General features: G+C 49.9%; 15 protein-coding genes. 4 read left to right on the forward strand and 11 right to left on the reverse strand.

What is annotated here, in order from left to right:
* Positions 1 to 790 precede the first annotated feature (790 nt).
* Genes ACMYSK_RS02510 through ACMYSK_RS02520 form a run of 3 tightly spaced genes read right to left on the reverse strand, consistent with a single transcriptional unit; the run spans position 791 to position 3,616 of the window.
* Positions 791 to 1,510: a DUF554 domain-containing protein gene (locus ACMYSK_RS02510; protein WP_434639978.1), complete on the reverse strand. Its 720-nt coding sequence runs from the start codon at positions 1,508 to 1,510 to the stop codon at positions 791 to 793.
* On the reverse strand, positions 1,507 to 2,121 hold the full coding sequence (locus ACMYSK_RS02515) for a UbiX family flavin prenyltransferase (protein WP_434639980.1): 615 nt from the start codon (positions 2,119 to 2,121) through the stop codon (positions 1,507 to 1,509). The genes ACMYSK_RS02510 and ACMYSK_RS02515 overlap by 4 nt, the downstream gene beginning before the upstream one ends.
* Positions 2,122 to 2,131: 10 nt before the next feature.
* Positions 2,132 to 3,616 (reverse strand): UbiD family decarboxylase, encoded by a 1,485-nt coding sequence (locus ACMYSK_RS02520; protein WP_434639982.1) that lies wholly within the window; start codon positions 3,614 to 3,616, stop codon positions 2,132 to 2,134.
* Positions 3,617 to 3,804: 188 nt separating this feature from the next.
* On the opposite strand from ACMYSK_RS02520, the gene ACMYSK_RS02525 reads away from it, so the two are divergent.
* On the forward strand, positions 3,805 to 4,686 hold the full coding sequence (locus ACMYSK_RS02525) for a LysR substrate-binding domain-containing protein (protein ID WP_116943624.1): 882 nt from the start codon (positions 3,805 to 3,807) through the stop codon (positions 4,684 to 4,686).
* 991 nt (positions 4,687 to 5,677) lie between these two features.
* Complete coding sequence (locus ACMYSK_RS02530) at positions 5,678 to 6,622, forward strand: ArdC family protein (protein ID WP_434639984.1); 945 nt, start codon at positions 5,678 to 5,680, stop codon at positions 6,620 to 6,622.
* 309 nt (positions 6,623 to 6,931) lie between these two features.
* Here the strand turns inward: ACMYSK_RS02530 and ACMYSK_RS02535 are convergent, their stop codons facing one another.
* From ACMYSK_RS02535 to ACMYSK_RS02545, 3 genes are all read right to left on the reverse strand, one after another.
* On the reverse strand, positions 6,932 to 7,417 hold the full coding sequence (locus ACMYSK_RS02535; RefSeq protein WP_434639986.1) for a GNAT family N-acetyltransferase: 486 nt from the start codon (positions 7,415 to 7,417) through the stop codon (positions 6,932 to 6,934).
* A 249-nt stretch (positions 7,418 to 7,666) separates the two neighbouring features.
* The gene (locus tag ACMYSK_RS02540) at positions 7,667 to 8,560 is read right to left on the reverse strand and encodes a dihydrodipicolinate synthase family protein (protein WP_434639988.1); all 894 of its coding nucleotides are present in this window, start codon (positions 8,558 to 8,560) and stop codon (positions 7,667 to 7,669) included.
* Positions 8,561 to 8,580: 20 nt separating this feature from the next.
* Positions 8,581 to 9,276, reverse strand: a complete 696-nt coding sequence (locus tag ACMYSK_RS02545) for a B3/B4 domain-containing protein (RefSeq protein ID WP_434639990.1) — start codon at positions 9,274 to 9,276, stop codon at positions 8,581 to 8,583.
* Positions 9,277 to 9,319: 43 nt separating this feature from the next.
* Here ACMYSK_RS02545 and ACMYSK_RS02550 point away from each other — a divergent pair, with 43 nt between their 5' ends.
* Together ACMYSK_RS02550 and ACMYSK_RS02555 are read left to right on the forward strand one after the other, a co-directional pair.
* Complete coding sequence (locus ACMYSK_RS02550; RefSeq protein WP_434639992.1) at positions 9,320 to 9,922, forward strand: helix-turn-helix domain-containing protein; 603 nt, start codon at positions 9,320 to 9,322, stop codon at positions 9,920 to 9,922.
* 76 nt (positions 9,923 to 9,998) lie between these two features.
* Positions 9,999 to 10,460: a GNAT family N-acetyltransferase gene (locus tag ACMYSK_RS02555; RefSeq protein WP_434639994.1), complete on the forward strand. Its 462-nt coding sequence runs from the start codon at positions 9,999 to 10,001 to the stop codon at positions 10,458 to 10,460.
* A gap of 303 nt (positions 10,461 to 10,763) precedes the next feature.
* Here ACMYSK_RS02555 and ACMYSK_RS02560 read toward each other — a convergent pair whose 3' ends face one another.
* From ACMYSK_RS02560 to ACMYSK_RS02580, 5 genes are all read right to left on the reverse strand, one after another.
* Positions 10,764 to 11,756 (reverse strand): zinc-dependent alcohol dehydrogenase family protein, encoded by a 993-nt coding sequence (locus tag ACMYSK_RS02560; protein ID WP_434639996.1) that lies wholly within the window; start codon positions 11,754 to 11,756, stop codon positions 10,764 to 10,766.
* A 149-nt stretch (positions 11,757 to 11,905) separates the two neighbouring features.
* Positions 11,906 to 12,796 carry a LysR substrate-binding domain-containing protein gene (locus tag ACMYSK_RS02565; RefSeq protein WP_434643786.1) on the reverse strand — a complete coding sequence of 297 codons (891 nt, stop codon included), beginning with the start codon at positions 12,794 to 12,796 and terminating at the stop codon, positions 11,906 to 11,908.
* A 467-nt stretch (positions 12,797 to 13,263) separates the two neighbouring features.
* Positions 13,264 to 15,045 carry an ATP-dependent helicase gene (locus tag ACMYSK_RS02570; RefSeq protein WP_434639998.1) on the reverse strand — a complete coding sequence of 594 codons (1,782 nt, stop codon included), beginning with the start codon at positions 15,043 to 15,045 and terminating at the stop codon, positions 13,264 to 13,266.
* Positions 15,038 to 16,822, reverse strand: coding sequence for an ATP-dependent nuclease (locus ACMYSK_RS02575; RefSeq protein WP_434639999.1), 1,785 nt, complete (start codon positions 16,820 to 16,822; stop codon positions 15,038 to 15,040). Before ACMYSK_RS02575 ends, ACMYSK_RS02570 begins: the two co-directional genes overlap by 8 nt.
* Before the next feature lie 188 nt (positions 16,823 to 17,010).
* Complete coding sequence (locus ACMYSK_RS02580) at positions 17,011 to 17,631, reverse strand: LysE family translocator (RefSeq protein ID WP_085453991.1); 621 nt, start codon at positions 17,629 to 17,631, stop codon at positions 17,011 to 17,013.
* Positions 17,632 to 18,051: the final 420 nt, after the last annotated feature.

Genomic DNA, 18,051 nt, shown 5'->3' on the forward strand with positions numbered 1-18,051 from the left:
GCTGCGCTTTAGGCGGTACGCTTCGTGCTCAAAGCTGATTCTCTACGCCTGAGGAGATCTTTAGATTTTTTTAGTAAACATGGCCCTCACTCCTTCTGGTGAAAATCGTAATCCGATTGCGTAGGGTAATTACATCCCGGAATCGGGCTAGCATTACAGCCCCCTAAAGGCGTTGTTTGCAAAGGTTCATGTTTGTCTGAGTAACTATATTCCTGAATGTGTTGCTCCGAATTTACGGATTGCCTTGAAGAAAAGGGCTGTTCTGGCGGTGTGCTTTGAAAGGCGTACACCTGAGTAGCACAGAGCCACAGTAAGGGGAGTAGGGTGCAGCGGGTGAGTGCATTCATATATTCTCCAGACGGAATTTACGCTAATTATATAATATGCGCGATTGACTCAATAAAAATTCAACGAAGAACTGAAAATATAAGACCAGGTATAGAACTCTACATGCCGATAGTCGCCGGGAAATATCGTGGACAGACTTTTCGTTAATGCTCATAGTCAGGCCACAAGGGTCGCTGCAGTAATGACTTCTGAACCTTATAACAAATTTCGGCACGACACTTTTATCGTCTTTTTCATAATAAAACCTCCGTTTTTTGTTTTAATTGTCCTCCGGATGTTTCGGACATTGGATGCCCGTAACATCCGGAGGCTGCGGGGACGGGCGGCAAAGAGCCCGTGAAGATGCCCGTAATGAATGGCAAACCCCCTCAGGAATGAAGAAAATACGTAATCAATGCGGGGTACGCTTTGCTGACCACTTTTACTGAAGTACTTTTCTATCTCAGAAGTAGGTTGTCCAGAAAGAGGAAACTGGCATCGCCAGTACCAATGCAGGAAGCATACTGGCTACCGGGAAGACCTTGATACCGGAAATACGCAGGCCAGTCGCTACCATTAGAACGCCACCCACTGCTGAAAAGTCGGCCTGCATGGCAGGCGTGGTCAGAGGCAATATATATATCGCACTGTAGGCGAGTGCTAACTGAATGATAAGCTGGGGGACAGCGACTAATGCCACGGCGTAACCCAGGGTTGTGGCAAAAATGAGGGCGGTCAGCAAATCCAGGAACGCTTTCGCGATAAGGATGCTCGAGTCCCCGGTCATGCCTTCGTGCATCGCACCAAAAATACCGGTGCCACTGGCACAAAAAAGGACGATGATCGCCACATAGTTTTGTAAAAACCGCGCCTGTGAGTCTTTGTCTCCGGGATCGCTTTTCACGACGAGCTCCACCAACCCACGGGCTTTTCCGCCCAGGTGGCTTATGCCTTTTTCCAGATAGCAGAGCTCGCCCACCAGTGTGCCGAGAAGGACCGAGAGAACCATGACGGGCATATGGCTGACACTTGTCACCAGGACGATCCCCATACACAGGGAGGCCGCACCAAAAATGAGCGGCATTGAGGTACGTAACCTTTCAGGTAGACGTGAGCTAATGATGGCTCCTGCCATCCCGCCGATCACGACGGCAGAGCCGTTGAACCATGGGCCTGTAATCATAGCGATTTACTCCTGTTATTCAGGTTGGGAGTTTCACCCCAGCGCGGCAATGTGTCGCAATCAAGGTCGAGTAAACTCAGCGCCCGCGCAACACTATGAGCGATGATGTTCTCAGTACTTGCAGGGCGTGCATACCAGGCAGGTACGGGTGGAAAAATGATGCCGCCGGTTTCGGTAACCTGAAGCATGTTACGAAGGTGCCCGGCATGCAGCGGCGTTTCCCGGACCATCAGAACCAGCCTCCGGCGCTCTTTCAGGGTCACATCGGCTGCTCGCGCCAGCAAACTGTTGGTAAAGCCCGCCGCAACAGCGGCGAGGGTGTTCATCGAGCAGGGGGCAATCAACATCCCGGATACCCTGAACGAACCGCTGGCGATGTCGGCGGCAATATCATCAAAGGGATAAATGACATCAGCCAGCTTATGAACGTCGTCTTCTGACAGAGTGGTTTCCAGACTGCGGGTCAGATGAGCGGCAGGAGAAATCACAACGTGACTTTCCACGCTAAGTTGTCGCAGATAACGCAGGGCCTGCACTCCATATAAAAAACCGGATGCACCACTGATCCCAATGATGACGCGCTTTCGAGGAGAACATTCAGATGTCGACATTATGGCGTCCTCAGTAGTTGAAGTTATCGGGGAGGAAACGACTGATCTCGACCTCCATGAATTCGCTGCGGCGAAACTGGCCTTTCATCGTGAACGGAACGGTACAGTCGAAAATAGTTTTACAAGCGATCCCGTGGTCGCGGACGGAGTAGCTAAAAGCCGGGTCAGAGGACGGATCGAGGGGATGGCACCTTACGCCGGGTATAAACACCGTGCTGATATCGCCCTGATAGCGTGTCGTCATTGCCCATATCACGTCATTGAGATCGAAAATATCCACATCGTCATCAACCAGAATCACATGCTTGAGTTCCGAGAATGCGGAGAAGGCCAGAAGAGCCGCCTGACGCTGACGACCTTCATCGTTTGGCAGACGTTTTTTAACCTGCAATACGGCAAGATATTTTCCTGTCCCGGGTGACGGGCAGTGAACATTTTGCACAAAGCCGGGAAGGGCGCGCTCCACCAGTTGCAGAATACTGGCCTCGGTGGGGATCCCCGCCATATTGGTATGCTCGTCACTTGGACCAATGCAGGTCTGCAGAATTGGGTGACGGCGATGGGTGATGGCTTTCACTTTAATCACTGGCACCATTTGCTGTGACTGTCCGGTATAGCCGGGAAATTCCGGCATGGCTTTACCACTGTTGGTATTTTGATCCTCCCTGACCCGATAGTTAGGAATGAGTTCCCCCTCGATAACGACTTCGGCGTTCGCAATGGCCCGGGCATTCACGGTCAGACACTGGCATAGCTCTACAGGCTGTTTGCGCAAGCTCCCTGCCACTGACAGTTCGTCAAAACCAAGTGGAGTTGTGGGGGGTTCGAAGCAGGCACCGATTTCAATGGCTGGGTCGACACCAATGCTGATCGAGATAGGAAGTGGAGCCCCATCTTCCTCGGCCTTCTGGCGGAACACATCCAGATGCCTGCCGGGAACGAAGTACATGGATATTTCATCCCTGTTTTGCACGCACAGGCGATGAATAGTGATGTCATGATCGCCGGTATGTGGATCGGCTGCGTAGCACATGCCGAGAGTGAAGTAAGGACCGGCATCCTCCGGCGTATTCGTGGGTGCGGGCAGGATGTTGAGGATACTGAAATCCGGATCGGATGCCAGAAGGACTACTTCCTGGCAGACGGCATTTTCCTGCGAAATAACGACAGGCCTTATCGGGGTACTTACCGCGTCTTTCAGTAAAAAGGCCAACTTATCGGGTGTGGTATCCAGTAGCCGGGCCACGCGTTTTCGCGAGGCGAGAAGGCCTATCAGCACTCGCATATCGGTATAGCCTTTAATCCGGTTAAAGAGCATGGCTGGACCAATACGGGTCGGACGCATAACCGTACCGTGTGCCCCAATGTATCGGTACACCCCTGACAGTTCTGCACTTGGATCAACGGGTTCATCGGTTTCGATAAGCTCATCATCAAACTTGCGCAGTACGGCCAGCGCACTGCGCAGGTCAGTCACTTTTTGTGTTTGAGACATTACGTTTTCCTCAGTAAGTCCCCGGGAGACAGCATGCCCGGTGTGTTTTTATCTTCATCCTGCAGGCAATCACAGGACGAGCCGTTACATCACTGACAGTATGTGAGGCAACATAAATCCCCGTCTAATCACATTAACGACGTTTTTAATGTGGGATTGTTATCGAAAAATAGTGATTGGAGGAACGTGTGGACTATCGGTATTTGCATGCATTTGTGGTGCTTGCCAGAGAACTGCATTTTGGAAAAGCCGCACTGCGGCTCAACATCACGCAGCCAGCCTTAAGCCGTCAGATTAGAGTGCTGGAAGATCAGCTTGGCATGGTGCTATTTACGCGTGATCGTCGTCATGTGGCGCTGACTGTGGAAGGAACTCAGCTTGCAGCGGAGGCGCGGAGCGCCGTCAGTCATTACGAAAAAATGCTGAGCCGTGCGAGTAGCCTTCGAAAAGGCTATAAAGGACAACTCATACTGGGTTATGTCGGATCTTCCATTCTTGATCCCGCCCTGACACGGTTAATCACCTGTTTTCGCGAGACTAAACCGGATGTTGAGATTGTTATTGAGGAGCACAACGTTGACGAACAGCTCACCCTCCTGCTCGACCATCAACTGGATATGGGGCTGCTCCGATCGCCTGTTCCGCATTTTGCCAACCTGGACTACGTGGATATCGCCACCAGGTCACTCATCGCCGCAGTACCGCACACGCATCCGCAGGCAGGTGCCGGTAAAATAGAGCTGGAGACGTTGTCTGGGGATACATTTATGATCCAGAAAGATCCGCCTGGGGTCGGGCTAGGCTGGTCTGCATTACATGCATGTGAGATGGCCAGTTTTGTCCCGCCAAAAATCTATTTTACTCGCGATGTTGCGGTGGCTATTGGCATGGTGTCGATGGGAATAGGAGTTACGCTGGTGCCAGAAACCCAGCGTTCTGTAACGTTGCCTAATGTCTGCTATTGCCTGCTGCACGGTCCCGAGGCCACAACGACCCTAACGCTTTGCTGGCCGAAATTCAGGAAAAGCAGGGAACTGATCGAGTTTGTCCGCTCTTTAACGCTTGGTTGAATCTTAAGAAATACCCTGCCTCATATCTAAATAGCTGCAGTTGAGTCATAGCCAGCTATCAAAATTGAGAAGACAAATCCGGGGAGAGGTGCCCCAGATCCCATCTTCAGGAAGATGTGTTTCAGGAATGCATTCGTGATGCAGGGGATGCCGGTAAGACGATTTTCTCATCGGGTAATTCGGCGGTATCGGAACAGTTGACGACGGCAGGGTGGTGAATGGAACCCTCTGGATGAAATGCTCGGGCAAGAGGGATGGACTGTGCTGAAGAGAACACTGACAGAACGAGCATGATGCTGGCAAAAAGGGGACTCTGGATATTCATTGTTTATCTCCTGATGGTGTTCATCTCTCCAGAGAATACGCTTGTCACTCTTTTTATTTGTTTTCCTGAATTAAAATTTACCGGTTTTATGTGGTTCTTCCGTAAACGTTATTACATAAATTAACATCGAGTTTCTAACCCCAAATTGAGGTTAATGAATAATTGTCTTGTTTTTTATCATACAAATTAACCGGCAGCTCAGATCCAAACTAATACCTGTAAATTCAAACCCCAAACCCCAAACCCCAAACCCCAAACCCCAAACCCCAAACCCCAAACCCCAAACCCCAAACCCCAAACCCCAAACCCCAAACCCCAAACCCCAAACCCCAAACCCCAAACCCCAAACCCCAAACCCCAAACCCCAAACCCCAAACCCCAAACCCCAAACCCCAAACCCCAAACCCCAAACCCCAAACCCCAAACCCCAAACCCCATCTCACCGCTGGCGAGTAAGGGGCTCTATATCTGTCTATTCAGGGATAGTTTTTTCTCCCGCGTGATTTCCGTTCATGTATCTGCTTCCGGTTAATCGTTTCCCAGCACAACCCGTCCCGCAAGGGTAAATGGCACGCATGCTGCGCCCTTGCAGGATGGAACGATGCCGGGAAAGCGAACCGTCAGGCGATACGAAGACGAAAATCACACCACTGACGGAGAAAAAACATGACTATGTCCCTGCATACCCAGATAAGTGCCCCTAACGCGACAGTGGTGACCAGCGTATCCTCGCTGGATCTGTCAGGCTCCTCAAAAACGAAATGTTCAACGACCAGAACCGACATTTATCAGACTGTTACCGACAGCATAATTGCGGCGCTGGAAACCGGGGTTAAACCTTGGGTATGTTCTTGGCATCAAACTCCCGGTATGTCCGGTTTACCGTCCAATTACGCCACCGGTACGGCTTACAGCGGAATGAATATCATGTTGCTTTGGTGCAGCGCGTCAAAACAGGGATTCTGTGATTCACGCTGGATGACCTACAAACAGGCAAAAGCGGTGGGTGGGCAGGTGCGCAAGGGAGAACACGGCACTACCGCCATTTTCTATACTACGCTGGAAAAGGAAAATGATAACGGAGAAACTGACTATATTCCGATGCTGAAAACATTCACTGTATTTAATGTTGAACAAATTGACGGTTTGCCCCTGAGTGATGACGCCGTTTTTCCGGCAGAGACCTTTGAGCCATTACCACGTGCAGAAGCACTTCTTCATAGTAGCGGTGCAACCATTATTGAAAAAGGACAGAATGCTTTTTTTACACCATCAACCGACGAAATTCGCTTACCTGAACGGTATCTTTTTATTGATGCTGCTAATTTCTACGCAACCGGCCTGCATGAGCTCGTTCACTGGAGTGGGGCAAAAAGTCGGCTGAACCGTGAAATGAAAGGGAAATTTGGCAGCGAGGGGTATGCGTTTGAAGAGTTGGTCGCGGAGCTGGGGAGCGCATTCCTGATGGCGGATCTGGGGATAGTTGGAGAAGTTCAGCATGAAAGTTATATCGCTTCCTGGCTTGAAGCACTGAGGAACGACAAACGCTATATTTTCAAGGCCGCCAGCGCGGCATCTACAGCACATCGCTATTTGATGGATAAAATCTGAATAGCAAAAGGCCGCAAAGGAATGCGGCTTTGTGGGCTAGGGTGCTAAACCAGTAAAGGTATAGTTATAGTAGTAATATTGGTGAAGCGGAGCGCAGCCAGGGCTAGCACCGAACAGTCATGTTCTTTTAGTGGAACTAAGACAACCCTAAGGAGGGACTGATGTAAAGCTACTCTAAACCGGTATAGCCCATATCGCCTGACGGCTTTCTCGTGCAGGACACAACCAAATATGACAGGCTGCGAAGAGCGAGGAGCGGACCTACCATAATGATATGGTTTCAACGGGGAGTATCTTTGCCTGAATGCTTCAGTTGGCACTACGGGCAAGCTTATCTATCGATGGGCCAGAAACCCGATGATAGTTAACACTCCTGATAATCTGAGCACCGAGAGACTCATAAAACTTCTGCGCCTGTTGGTCTGCTGCCACAGATAACCAGTCGAGCTGAAAGCACCCCCGTTCTTTAGCCCGGCTGGCTATAAAACCCATCAGCCCTCTTCCAATTCCAGCCCTTCTGAAAGGTGCAGAAACAAAAAGCTCTTTGATAAACATTTGCCCACTGAAACGCGGTGAGGGGTACATTACTGACACACATGAGAACGCAGCGATAACTCCATCACAAACCACTTTATGAACTTCGGTTCCGGAGTCGGCTGCAAACATCTTATCCCTCAGATACGTGGACATGTCACTCCTGGACAGGCAAAGCGTCTGGTTATAGTAGGTTTCCATTTCGATAAAAATATCAGCCAAATCATCATATTCGTCTGGTCTGCAGATGGTGATGTGCATGTATGGTCCTTAATCAAAATGTAATGATTTATCATAGCGTAAGGAAAACAGAAGTGAGGGAGCTGTCTCAACAATGAGCTCTACAGCACTTCCCTCCTCAGAGCACTGATGTTTGCTGCTAAGGGTACACAGCGGCTGGATGCAGCTATGAGCGAGGAGCCGACCTAAAGATGTTGCTTCAACATGCGATAAAAAATGATCACCTGCAGGTTTCGTAAGGACCGGCAGACAGCTGGTCCTGTGAGGAGATTATTTCAGTCCCAACACGCTTATCACGCGGGCAATTTCTGCGATACCGCCTGCTGACAGCGGCTGCAGTGGACGAGGTAGGCAATCCGTATCGGTCAGTCCAAGCACGCCAGCAGCAGCGGCGATCACACGAATACTCCCGCCATGTTTACGGAACAGCGCCCACAGTGGTTCCATTCGGGTTGTTAGTGCCGTGACGCGGGCATGATCCCCTGCTGCTGCTGCCTCAGTGATCTGTTTTGCGGTTTGCGGGAACAGACCACCGCACACGGAGTACCAGACTTCACAGCCGGCATTTAATCCCAGCCCGGCATACACATCGCCACTGATACCGATTGTCACTCCCGAGCGAAGATGTTGGCGTAGCGCATTCACCCGCTCAGCGGCCGCTGCCGGGCTGTCAGGAACACCCGGGATCTTAACCGAACGAACCCCCGCCAGCGATGACAGGCGACCGTGCAGTTCATCAGTAAAAGTAAAATGGGTGGTACCCGGATTATCATAGACACAGACCGGAACAGACACGTGCCGGGTCACCGTCTCAAAAAGCGCGAAGACCTCTTCATCTCGGAGTGACTGGTAGCTGACCGCCGGAAGCAACAGGGCATCCGCGCCTGCGGCCTGCGCATCATCGGCCAGATGCAGGATGGCATCAGTGCTGACTGCCCCCACACACACCATCACCGGGATATCTTCGGCAAGCTGTTTAGCCAGAGTCGCAATGCGTTTGCGCTGCTCCCGGGTCAGATAAGCATAGCTTCCGGTTGAACCCAGAATGCCCAAAGAATCAACACGTGCCGTCGTGAGGCGGGCCAGAATTTTAATAAACCCCTGTTCGTCGACGCCGCTGGCGGTGATCGGGGTTAACGGAAAAGCGGACAAGCCGGTGAACATCGTGTTTCTCCTGAATGATATTACTGGCATTGCTCTTCGATGAGAGCCACTTCAAACCACAGACCGGGCATCATTCTTTCAAGGCCGTCGGTCAGCACCTTCCCGGCTTCGTGAAGCATCTCGAGCGGCATCTGTGGGAGACTCTCCAGAATGAACCACATTTGCTGAGCTTCCACGTCCAAGCGGGTTCTGATCCCCTGCCGCCAGTTCCAGCGACGGCAGGTCACGCCAGCATCATCGCACCAGACAACCTCACCTTGCGAGGGATATTCAATGGCACTCTCACCGTCTTTGACGGTATCAAAAGGCTCTGTTCCTTTTGCCACAATCAGACGCGGTGAACCCTGATAGGCAGCGATATTCTCTCCACCCACCGGAACGGCGTAGCGGAGGCTAACGGCGTTATAAAGATTAACAATGGGATCGAGCGCGGGCATCGTACCGTCACGTGATACGCGCTTACGTAGCGCATCCGCTGAACATGGCGTACGTTTCGGTTTAGCACCAAACGTCTGAAAAACCTCAGCCCAAGCGGCCAGATGAGATTCCGCCCATTCAGGCTCACCTGCCAGAACCGCTTCACAGGCTTCCTTAAGCGCCATTTCTCCAATATCGGGGTTCAGCACCGGCGCGGCTTTTACGCAGATACTGAGTGCCCGAAAGCCGGGGGCAATACGATAAATTTCAGGTGCAATTGACGGAGAGACTGTTAACACGTGATAATCCTGTAATGACTAATTTTAACCATGATAATGACCAATGACTAAAAAAGTCAATTTAATGACCGAAGCTAATGCGATCGCCAGCACCGTGAATGAAGCCGTATCCCAGCGGATTAAGCTGTATCGCAGGCAAAAGAAAATATCACTTGATGAACTGTCCCGTCGGGCGGGCGTCAGCAAGGGCGCGCTGGTTGAGATTGAAGGGTGCCGGGCGAATCCCAGCATTGCCCTGCTATGCCGCCTCGCTGCTGCGATGGGTGTTTCGGTGGCTGATTTTGTGGATGTCAGCGCCAAACCGACCGTGCATCTCATTGCTGAAGATGAGATCCCTCAGTTGTGGGAGGGAGAAAAAGGCGGGAGAGCAAGGCTACTCGCAGGATCCGGTGGCCCCGATATGACAGAGCTCTGGATGTGGGAAATGCAGCCGGGGGAAAAATTTGCTTCACCCGGTCACACGGAAGGGACGCTTGAACTGTTTTATGTTCAGACGGGCACGCTGACACTGGGAGTACAGGAGCATCTGTATCTGGTGAAAACCGGATGTTCGGCCACCGCCAGAACGGACGTTCCTCATTTTTATGAGAATCAGGGGGAGTGCCCATTGGTATTCATCATGACAGTACATGAAAAAGCATCCTGAGCATGGCCCAATATAGAAACCAGCCCTCGCCAGCAAGGTTTGTCTGTTCACAAGTAAATGCAGAAGGAGACGTTCAGTGAGTAATCAGCATCTGAGTTTTACCAAAGACCAGTTTACTGTCACAACCGACCCTGCTTCTTTTCAACTGGAAGCCATTCACGATTACCTCTCGCAATCTTCCTGGGCTCCTGGTATTGATGCTGAAACGGTCAGGATTTCAGTCCAGCACAGCCTTTGTTTTGCGCTTCTGGATGGAACAAGGCAAATCGGCTTCGCCCGTCTGGTCACTGACTATGCCACTTTTGGTTATCTGTGCGACGTCTATGTGCTGGATGAGTTTCAGAAAAGTGGTCTTGGCCGTTGGCTGATTGAATGCTGTCACGCTCATCCCTTGATGTCACGCCTGCGACGAATAATGCTGGTCACCGACAGCGCGCCCTGGCTATACCAAAAACTGGGGTATAACCCGTTGAACAGGCCAGACTTTGTCTGGCAGATCAATCGACCAGACATTTATCGTAAAACCGAAGGTAAGTGAATTCCTTCGGAGAATAATGACAAATGTCAATCCGTAGGGCTGGCGCATCTGATCCAGAAGAATTTGCCATATTCGCGAAGCAACTTTGCGATGTCCGCTTTTGGCACGTAGCAGCCAGAAAGAAGGGACACCAAGTCCGCTCTGAGCGAGAAACGGACATTCATTTGAAGAGGAGAATATCGAAGTCAATACGTTGGATGTCAGTCAGTACCAGAGTTATCGGTTAAAAGCTAAGAATGATAAAAAAAGCCCGGATATTATCCAGGCTATAGCAAAATCATTAATAAAATACTGCGGTAAGAATTACTCTACGACCACAACTATTTTGCCAACCTGGCCATTGGCCTCCATATATCGCTGGGCGTCTGCAATCTTGTCGAGCGGGAACGTTTTATCGATGACAGGCTTCAGTTTGCCGACTCGTAAACCTTTTGTTACGAAGGATTTTGCGCGCGCCATTTTTTCAGAGTCCATCGTGATTTCAAACAGCTCATATCCACGCAGAGTGAGGTGCTTACCGAGAATATCAAATACAGGTACAAGCATGTCACGGCTATCGAGCGCGCCATACTGAAAGAACATGCCCTGCGGTGCCATCACCTGAGTCAGTTTTGCCACGTCCGGACCGCCGACGGGATCAAAAATAATATGGGCTCCCGCACCATCTGTTGCATGATTGATTTCAGTAACCATATCCTGCTCCGCTGTAGCAATGACGGCGGCTGCACCGGCTTTCAGGAGCATTTCGCTTTTTTCAGTGGTGCGCGTCAGCGCGATGGGTTTTGCACCCAGCATGTTAGCTATCTGTATGGCAGCCAGACCCACGCTGCTTGATGCTGCGCGGATCACGACATTCTGACCAGCCTGAAGGTTGCCATATTCAACCAGCGCACCATAAGCAGTGACATACATCATCCAGCTTGCGGCGGCTTCCTCGAAGGAAAGGTTTTCCGGATGCTTCACGACAGCGTGAACCGGCGCGTTGACCAGTTCGCCGTACATGCCGTATTCATTAAACATAAATGAAGGGATCACACTTACCAGCTCTCCACTGGCAAACTCTTCAACATTCTCACCTACGGCTTGAACAACGCCTGCCGCTTCATAACCAAGACGTGCCGGAAATTCCGGCTCAATAACATACTGGCCGTTGCGGTACATGATTTCTGCACGGTTGAGACCAATAGCATGTACGCGAATCTGCACTTCACCTGCGGCCGGCGCGGGCACTTCTATATCAACAACTTCCAGCACTTCCGGACCACCGGTGCGGTTAAAGGTAACAACTTTAGACATATTCAGCTCTCGTCAGTTAACGGCACATCTTCAGAGTAATGCCGAAGAAGTGCCCGAATCATTTGTGAACAATCTACAGTGTTATAAACGCACCAGTAATAGCCTACAGGGAACTTCAGTATTAATTATCCATTAACAATCAGCCTGCTTCAGCGCATCTGTGTGGCCATAATGTCACTGAACCAGTCGATAAAAACCCGTACTTTTGGAGACAGATAGCGCCTGTCCGGATACATCACTGACACGGGCTTTGACACCGATGGGTATTGCGGCAGAATCTCTTCAAGAGCGCCGGAAGCAATATGGGGAGCAACGGCATCATAGGTTGCCTGGATAATGCCCAGACCAGCCAGAGCACAGGAAAGCAGAATATCGGAATTATCAACCAACAGGCTGCCCGCAGGACGTAGCGAAACAATGCTACCGTCTTCGATAAACTTCCATTCCATGACGTCACGACTGTGGTCGCTAAAAAAGTTAATTGCCCGATGTTTATCCAGATCCGCAAGTGTTTCTGGCCGCTCATGCTGCTGCAGGTAAGACGGGGCTGCACAGGTAACCATCCGGATGTCACCAAGACGTCTGGATATAAAACTTGAATCCTGAAGCGCGCCCAGGCGGACAAGGCAATCTACGCCTTCCGTAATCAAATCAGTTTTTTTATCCGATGAAACCAGCACAACGTCAATACCAGGGTACAGTGCCTGAAAATGCCTGAGATTAGGGATCAAGATGGCATGTGCCAGCGCCAGGGGTACATCAAGTCGCAGGCGTCCTCGCGGTGGAAGAGTCGGTGAAAAACTGGCCATCATGTCATTAACTTCAGCCAGAACATGCCTGGCATGATGATAGAACTCATCCCCTTCAGCAGTAACGCTCAGCTTTCGGGTTGTGCGATGAATGAGTTTTACACCCAGATCATGTTCTATCTGCTGTATTGCTTTGCTCACGGTGGGGCGATGGATCTGAAGTACATCAGCGGCTTTTGTGAAGCTACCCTGCTCAACAACCTGTATAAAAATATTAAGGTATTCAATCATGTTGATATGCACGTGATCACCTGTTTTTTAGGCTGTTTAAAACTGGCATTGTAATGTAAACCATTCCAACGACATTAATTCTTTTCGTCAGATAAGGACTTCCCGGTTGTCACTATGTCCGTCCGCCTTTGGCACTAAGCGGCCAAACTAACGGCTTTGAAGGTCCGCAGTGAGCGAAAAGCTGATTTTGAGTAAGGCGTGTTTAGATAGCCGATGTGTAGAAGAAGTATGCCTGACAGGAGTCGCTATATATCTACGCGAAAAGAAGCGCAATTGACGTCCTATGCCTCCCCGGAACAATAATGTCACCATGGTGCTGGCCTCATTTAACCCTTCGGTTGCCCTGAAGTTTAATGTGCATGATAGGATGTAGCGGTTTCGTGTGCTGACCAAGAAGGGGCTTATCAATCCACTGCGTGGTTCTCCTGCAGACTGGTAAACCGCCTCTCTTTGTTTTCTACAAGATTCTATATCTGCTGGCTGCGATGATACAGTTCGGCAATCCAAGGTGAATGTTTACCCTTTTCATAAACCATGTGCAGCTCTTTTCGGGGACGGGTGACGCCTACATAAAAGAGGCGACGGGCCTCGCGAAGGGCATTATCTGAAGCTAGATCTCGCTTACTCGGGAAGTCATATTTATTTACCCCAAACATTATGGCTACATCAAATTCTCGGCCTTTTGCACTATGAAGAGTGCTAAGGGTGATGTGCCCAGTTCCTTCTACTTTCCCAGCGAATACATCCAGAGCCACATCCAGTCCTCTGACGGGGTCGGTTCGTTTCAATAATTCAGCGATGACATCCCACTCCTGCTGAGTGTTCTGTGAGATACCCATCCATCCAGTGATGAACTCATCATTTAAACGTCTCAGCCACTCGTGAGCACTTTCAGCTTTATCAATTCCGGTTCGTAAAAAGGTGATGAGCTGTACGGTCAGTAATTGTTCTTCAGCACGGCTTGCGCGGCGGCCATAAACAAGAAAGAGCGCCTGACCCAGTAAGAGGTTAAATGGTGGAGAGGCTTCTTTCCATCCCCCTGTTACCCACTGACTGCAGGCTTCGATGAAACGGGCAAGAAGAGAATTGCGCTTAATGAGAGCATTACTGTCAGCACGTATTATGGCAATATTTCTGGCCTTGAACTCATCCGCAACTTTATCGCCAAGCCAGGCTGCCCGGTAAAGAACCCCGATGCGTTCAGGCTGAAACCCTCTTTCAAACAACGACGAAATTAGATCATGAGCGATAAAATGCGCCTGTGCGTCATAATCGCCATTAATCCCATGGAATCCTAACTCTCCCTCTGGATTACCATCGGGGCCAACATAATCGCGGTCTTCTCCCAGCGCCCCTAGTGATGCCCTGATAATTTTCGCGCCAGATCGATAGTTGAAGCGAAGACGGAACGGTCTTACATCTGCCCGTGAAACAAGACTATCCAGTAGCCTTGGATTTGCACCATTAAATCCGTAAATGGACTGATCTGCATCACCGACCGCAAACAATCGTATTCCACCGTTAAAGCACAGCAGCAGAACCAACTCATGAAGAGCGTGCCCTAGATCCTGATATTCATCTACAAACAGAACAGGATAGCGCGACCGGATAGCATTACGTATCCATTCATGCTCGCTAATAATACGAAAAGCGATGAGTGGCATATCATCAAAGTCAATCAGTCCTAAGCGCCGAAGTTCTGCCTCATAACCTTCAATAAAATCTGCCAGCTCTGGATTGTTATCTCGCCAAGCTGGTAGGCGTCGGTTCACATCCCGACGTCGTTTCTCTTCTGCAAATTTCCACCGTGCATGAGGATCTCCGACAGCTCCGAATCTAGCCCGGTAAGCCACTTCAACAGCCGCGCGACTCTCGTCTCTGGTCGCCACACGAAAATCATCCGGCAGCAAACCCGGTATACATCGTGAGTAGGGGATTAAAACCTGATTTAGTGCAAAGCTATGCACGGTACCAATAAAGTTCCGATCACCGCCAGTGACGTCAAAGCAGGCCAGACGTCCTTCAAGTTCAGAAGCACATTCATTGTTGTAAGTAATGCAGGCCACGCCTCGGGGGTCAGCGATCTCTTCAATCAGGGTACGTGCCATGGCGGTCGTAAGTGTTTTGGTTTTCCCGCTGCCTGGCCCAGCAATAACTACGCAGTGGCCAGGATATGTGGCCGCAGCGTACTGCTCTCTGTTCGGCAATAGCTCATTCAGAGCCTCTGAAAGTGCGCGCCGGTCAGACATTCGACACCACATATTGAATAGCTGAAGCAATATACTCCGGCGGCGCAAGCCCAGGTGCTTTTTGCTTCAGCTTGGCAGCCAACCGTCCTTTACCTATGTCAGATATCATCGCGAGAAGTTGCGTCGGGTCTGGAACCATACCGGCACGCCATGAAGCTATCCTTGATGAACGTAACATACCAAATCCCTGTTCATCGAGGATATCCAGCAGCGCTTCTTTGAGGCCAGTCGTATTGGCCACGGCGACTTCAAACGTCTGATCGTTTAAAAAAATACCAATCTTTTCAAATGCAGGCTTACACTCTTCATAAGAACGATTATTGAGCCAATTAATATTCCCAGGAGTTAGTTTTTTTAGTTTTCCCGATACATCGCTAAATGCCTGCCAGATACCAATTGAACGTGTTTTACCCATCGGTTGTTTCGTACCATCCAGTGGGTCCCAGTCGGTTACGACGGAAAAGGGTAGTCCGAGGCTGGCTGCCAGCTTCACGTATGGTTCAAAATTAACTCCCGCTACGTTACATACCGTAATCCCAAGCTGGTCGAGATTGATCCCCATGGCCTGTGCGAAACCTGGAAGTAAAACCTCCTCAGCATCGCCTTCAACAAATATTACACCGTTAGCAAAAAGCAGCTCCGATCTGGTTGCTGTAAGATACCGTTCAATGTCGTCGAGTTCTTCACTGGTTACTGGCAGTTCAGCTAGGGAAAAAGCTCGCGATCGCCCTTGCGGATCCCTGCAAATGCGAACGACAGAACGAAGAGGAGCAATGGTTGCCAGCGTCGGAGAATGGCTCGTGACAATCAATGACTGATCTTTGTCGGCATTATTGAAGAGTTTGTCAAAAACAGCGCGCTGAAGCTGTGGATGAAGGTGTGCTTCGGGTTCTTCAATACAAAGCAGGGAGAAATTACGTTCATTCTTTTCACGTCGCCATGCAAACTCTGCTAGCTTAAGTGATATCAGAGCCACGTTTGCAGAACCTAGGCTCGCTTCAATGATGCCTCTCTTTCCATCATCAATGAACATAGAGATAGAACGCATCAATCTGAGCGGGTCAGCAGGTGCAAAACGGAGGCGGGCATCTAAATCATGAGCAGTTCCAGCCAGGTCAAGAATGCCACCACGCAGAGAATTTTCGAGATCCTTAATTGATGGGAACTTTTCCATGGTTTCCGTTGCAGCCTGAAGTTCAGTTGCTACGCGATCCAAATCGGCTCGGCTCAGTGAAGAGAATGCATCTTCCAACAAGGGACGTAGCGGGGAGCTTCGCCAGGAAGCAAGCTGTGCTTCTGCATCGCGTAACGCGTCCAGCATATCAATGGAGATCCGCCGCCTGACGCGTCCAGGAATGGCTCGCGATTCCTGACCTCCGCCAAAAACAATAAACTCACAATCCTCACCCGAACGTGGAGCCCCATCGACTTCTTCCTTTTTACGAAAAATGTAGCTCAACCTTGCTACGGTAGGATCCTCTGCAATGCGAAAATCGGTCAACAGAGCTGAGAGGGAGGGGGCACTGTCGAAATCGGCGAATTCAAGGTGCACCTCAATTTGAGGGTTTGATTCAAGGTCGCAACCATCCCAGAAATCTGACAGCTTAAGCTGCCTAGCTGAATCAGGCAGAGTGGGATCAATAACCAGTCGAATTGCGAAAAGCAGATTACTTTTACCGACACGATTTTCCCCCAATAACACAACATTACCTGCCAGGGGAATATCAGCTGCCTCAAAATTTCTAAAGTTGCGGATTCCGAGTTTTGATAAATACATAAAACTCCCTCTAAATGCATTACATAGATTTTGGAAAGGCGTTCTTCTGGCAAAAATCTCATAAAATTTAACAGCGAAGGTTCTGAGCGATTTTACTTTATTCTTTTCTTATCATTGGCCGTTATCCGGGCAGACATATTGTCTAGCCGGATAGTCAGACGCCAAGCAAGAGAGTGCGACGGAATCTTTCATCGCCTGCTGAAAGCTAGCTTCGCTGCGAAAAGCAAAAAAATCATTCCAGTAGCGCGGTCCAGCCAACGTATTACTTTCTCTTTTCTGAGTAAGGAAGCCAGCGGACGTGTCGCGCCGATAAGCACCATCGACCACGTCATACCAATCGCCATATGGATACTTACCAGCATAAATGTCCAGATAACCGGTGAGTGCCCCTGTGGAATAAACTGGGGTAAAAAGGACACATAAAAGATACCTACTTTAGGATTTAGGGCATTACCAAGAATGCCTTTCAAAAACCAGTTTGAAGCGGATTTTTCACAAGAATGGCTTTCTGCAAGCTGTTTTCTTGGGCGAAGCAGCATATTTATACCAAGCCAGCTTAAATAAGCGGCACCACAGTACTTAAGAATGTCATAAGCCAGTTGTGAAACTGCCACAAGCGCACCCAGCCCGAAGGCCACCGCCACACCCCATACTAAACAACCGACACTAATGCCTAGTGCAGCACGAATTGCCTGTTTTCTACCTTCTACTGTGGCAGTTCTTAATATCAGCGCTGTGTCCAGGCCTGGCGTTAAGGTCAACAGAACAGCTGCAAAACTAAACGCCAGAAGCGCGTCCATGATGGACATAATAACCTCTCCAGGATCATAAAAATTACTTGCTCACACTGGATCAGGACTCCAGCTCCTTTAAGTTTACGGAAATATCTTACAAAGCCCATCTATTCCGGTCACGTTTATCCTTCAAAAAGATAGGTGGTCTTACGTCCCTTCCTGGCACATAGCTGCTGTTGCAGCCCTGACAACCTTAGACTTCAATCGACTCAGAGATCTCTAACGCATCATCGATTTCAATGCCCAGATAACCGCCTGCTGACAGCTTCTGAAGATCTGGTTATGGATTTTCGTGCTCACGATCTGCACGCAGCTGTCCCTCCGCCCGACCACATGTTCACTTTGAGCTGTGAGTTCAACGGGTCGATGCAACGCTAGCCTTAAACAAGGGGGACGTTGACATGACTATAGAAATCGTGGCGATTCACATCACGT

Source organism: Klebsiella sp. I138 (genome assembly GCF_051131765.1).
Taxonomy (GTDB): Bacteria; Pseudomonadota; Gammaproteobacteria; order Enterobacterales; family Enterobacteriaceae; genus Klebsiella.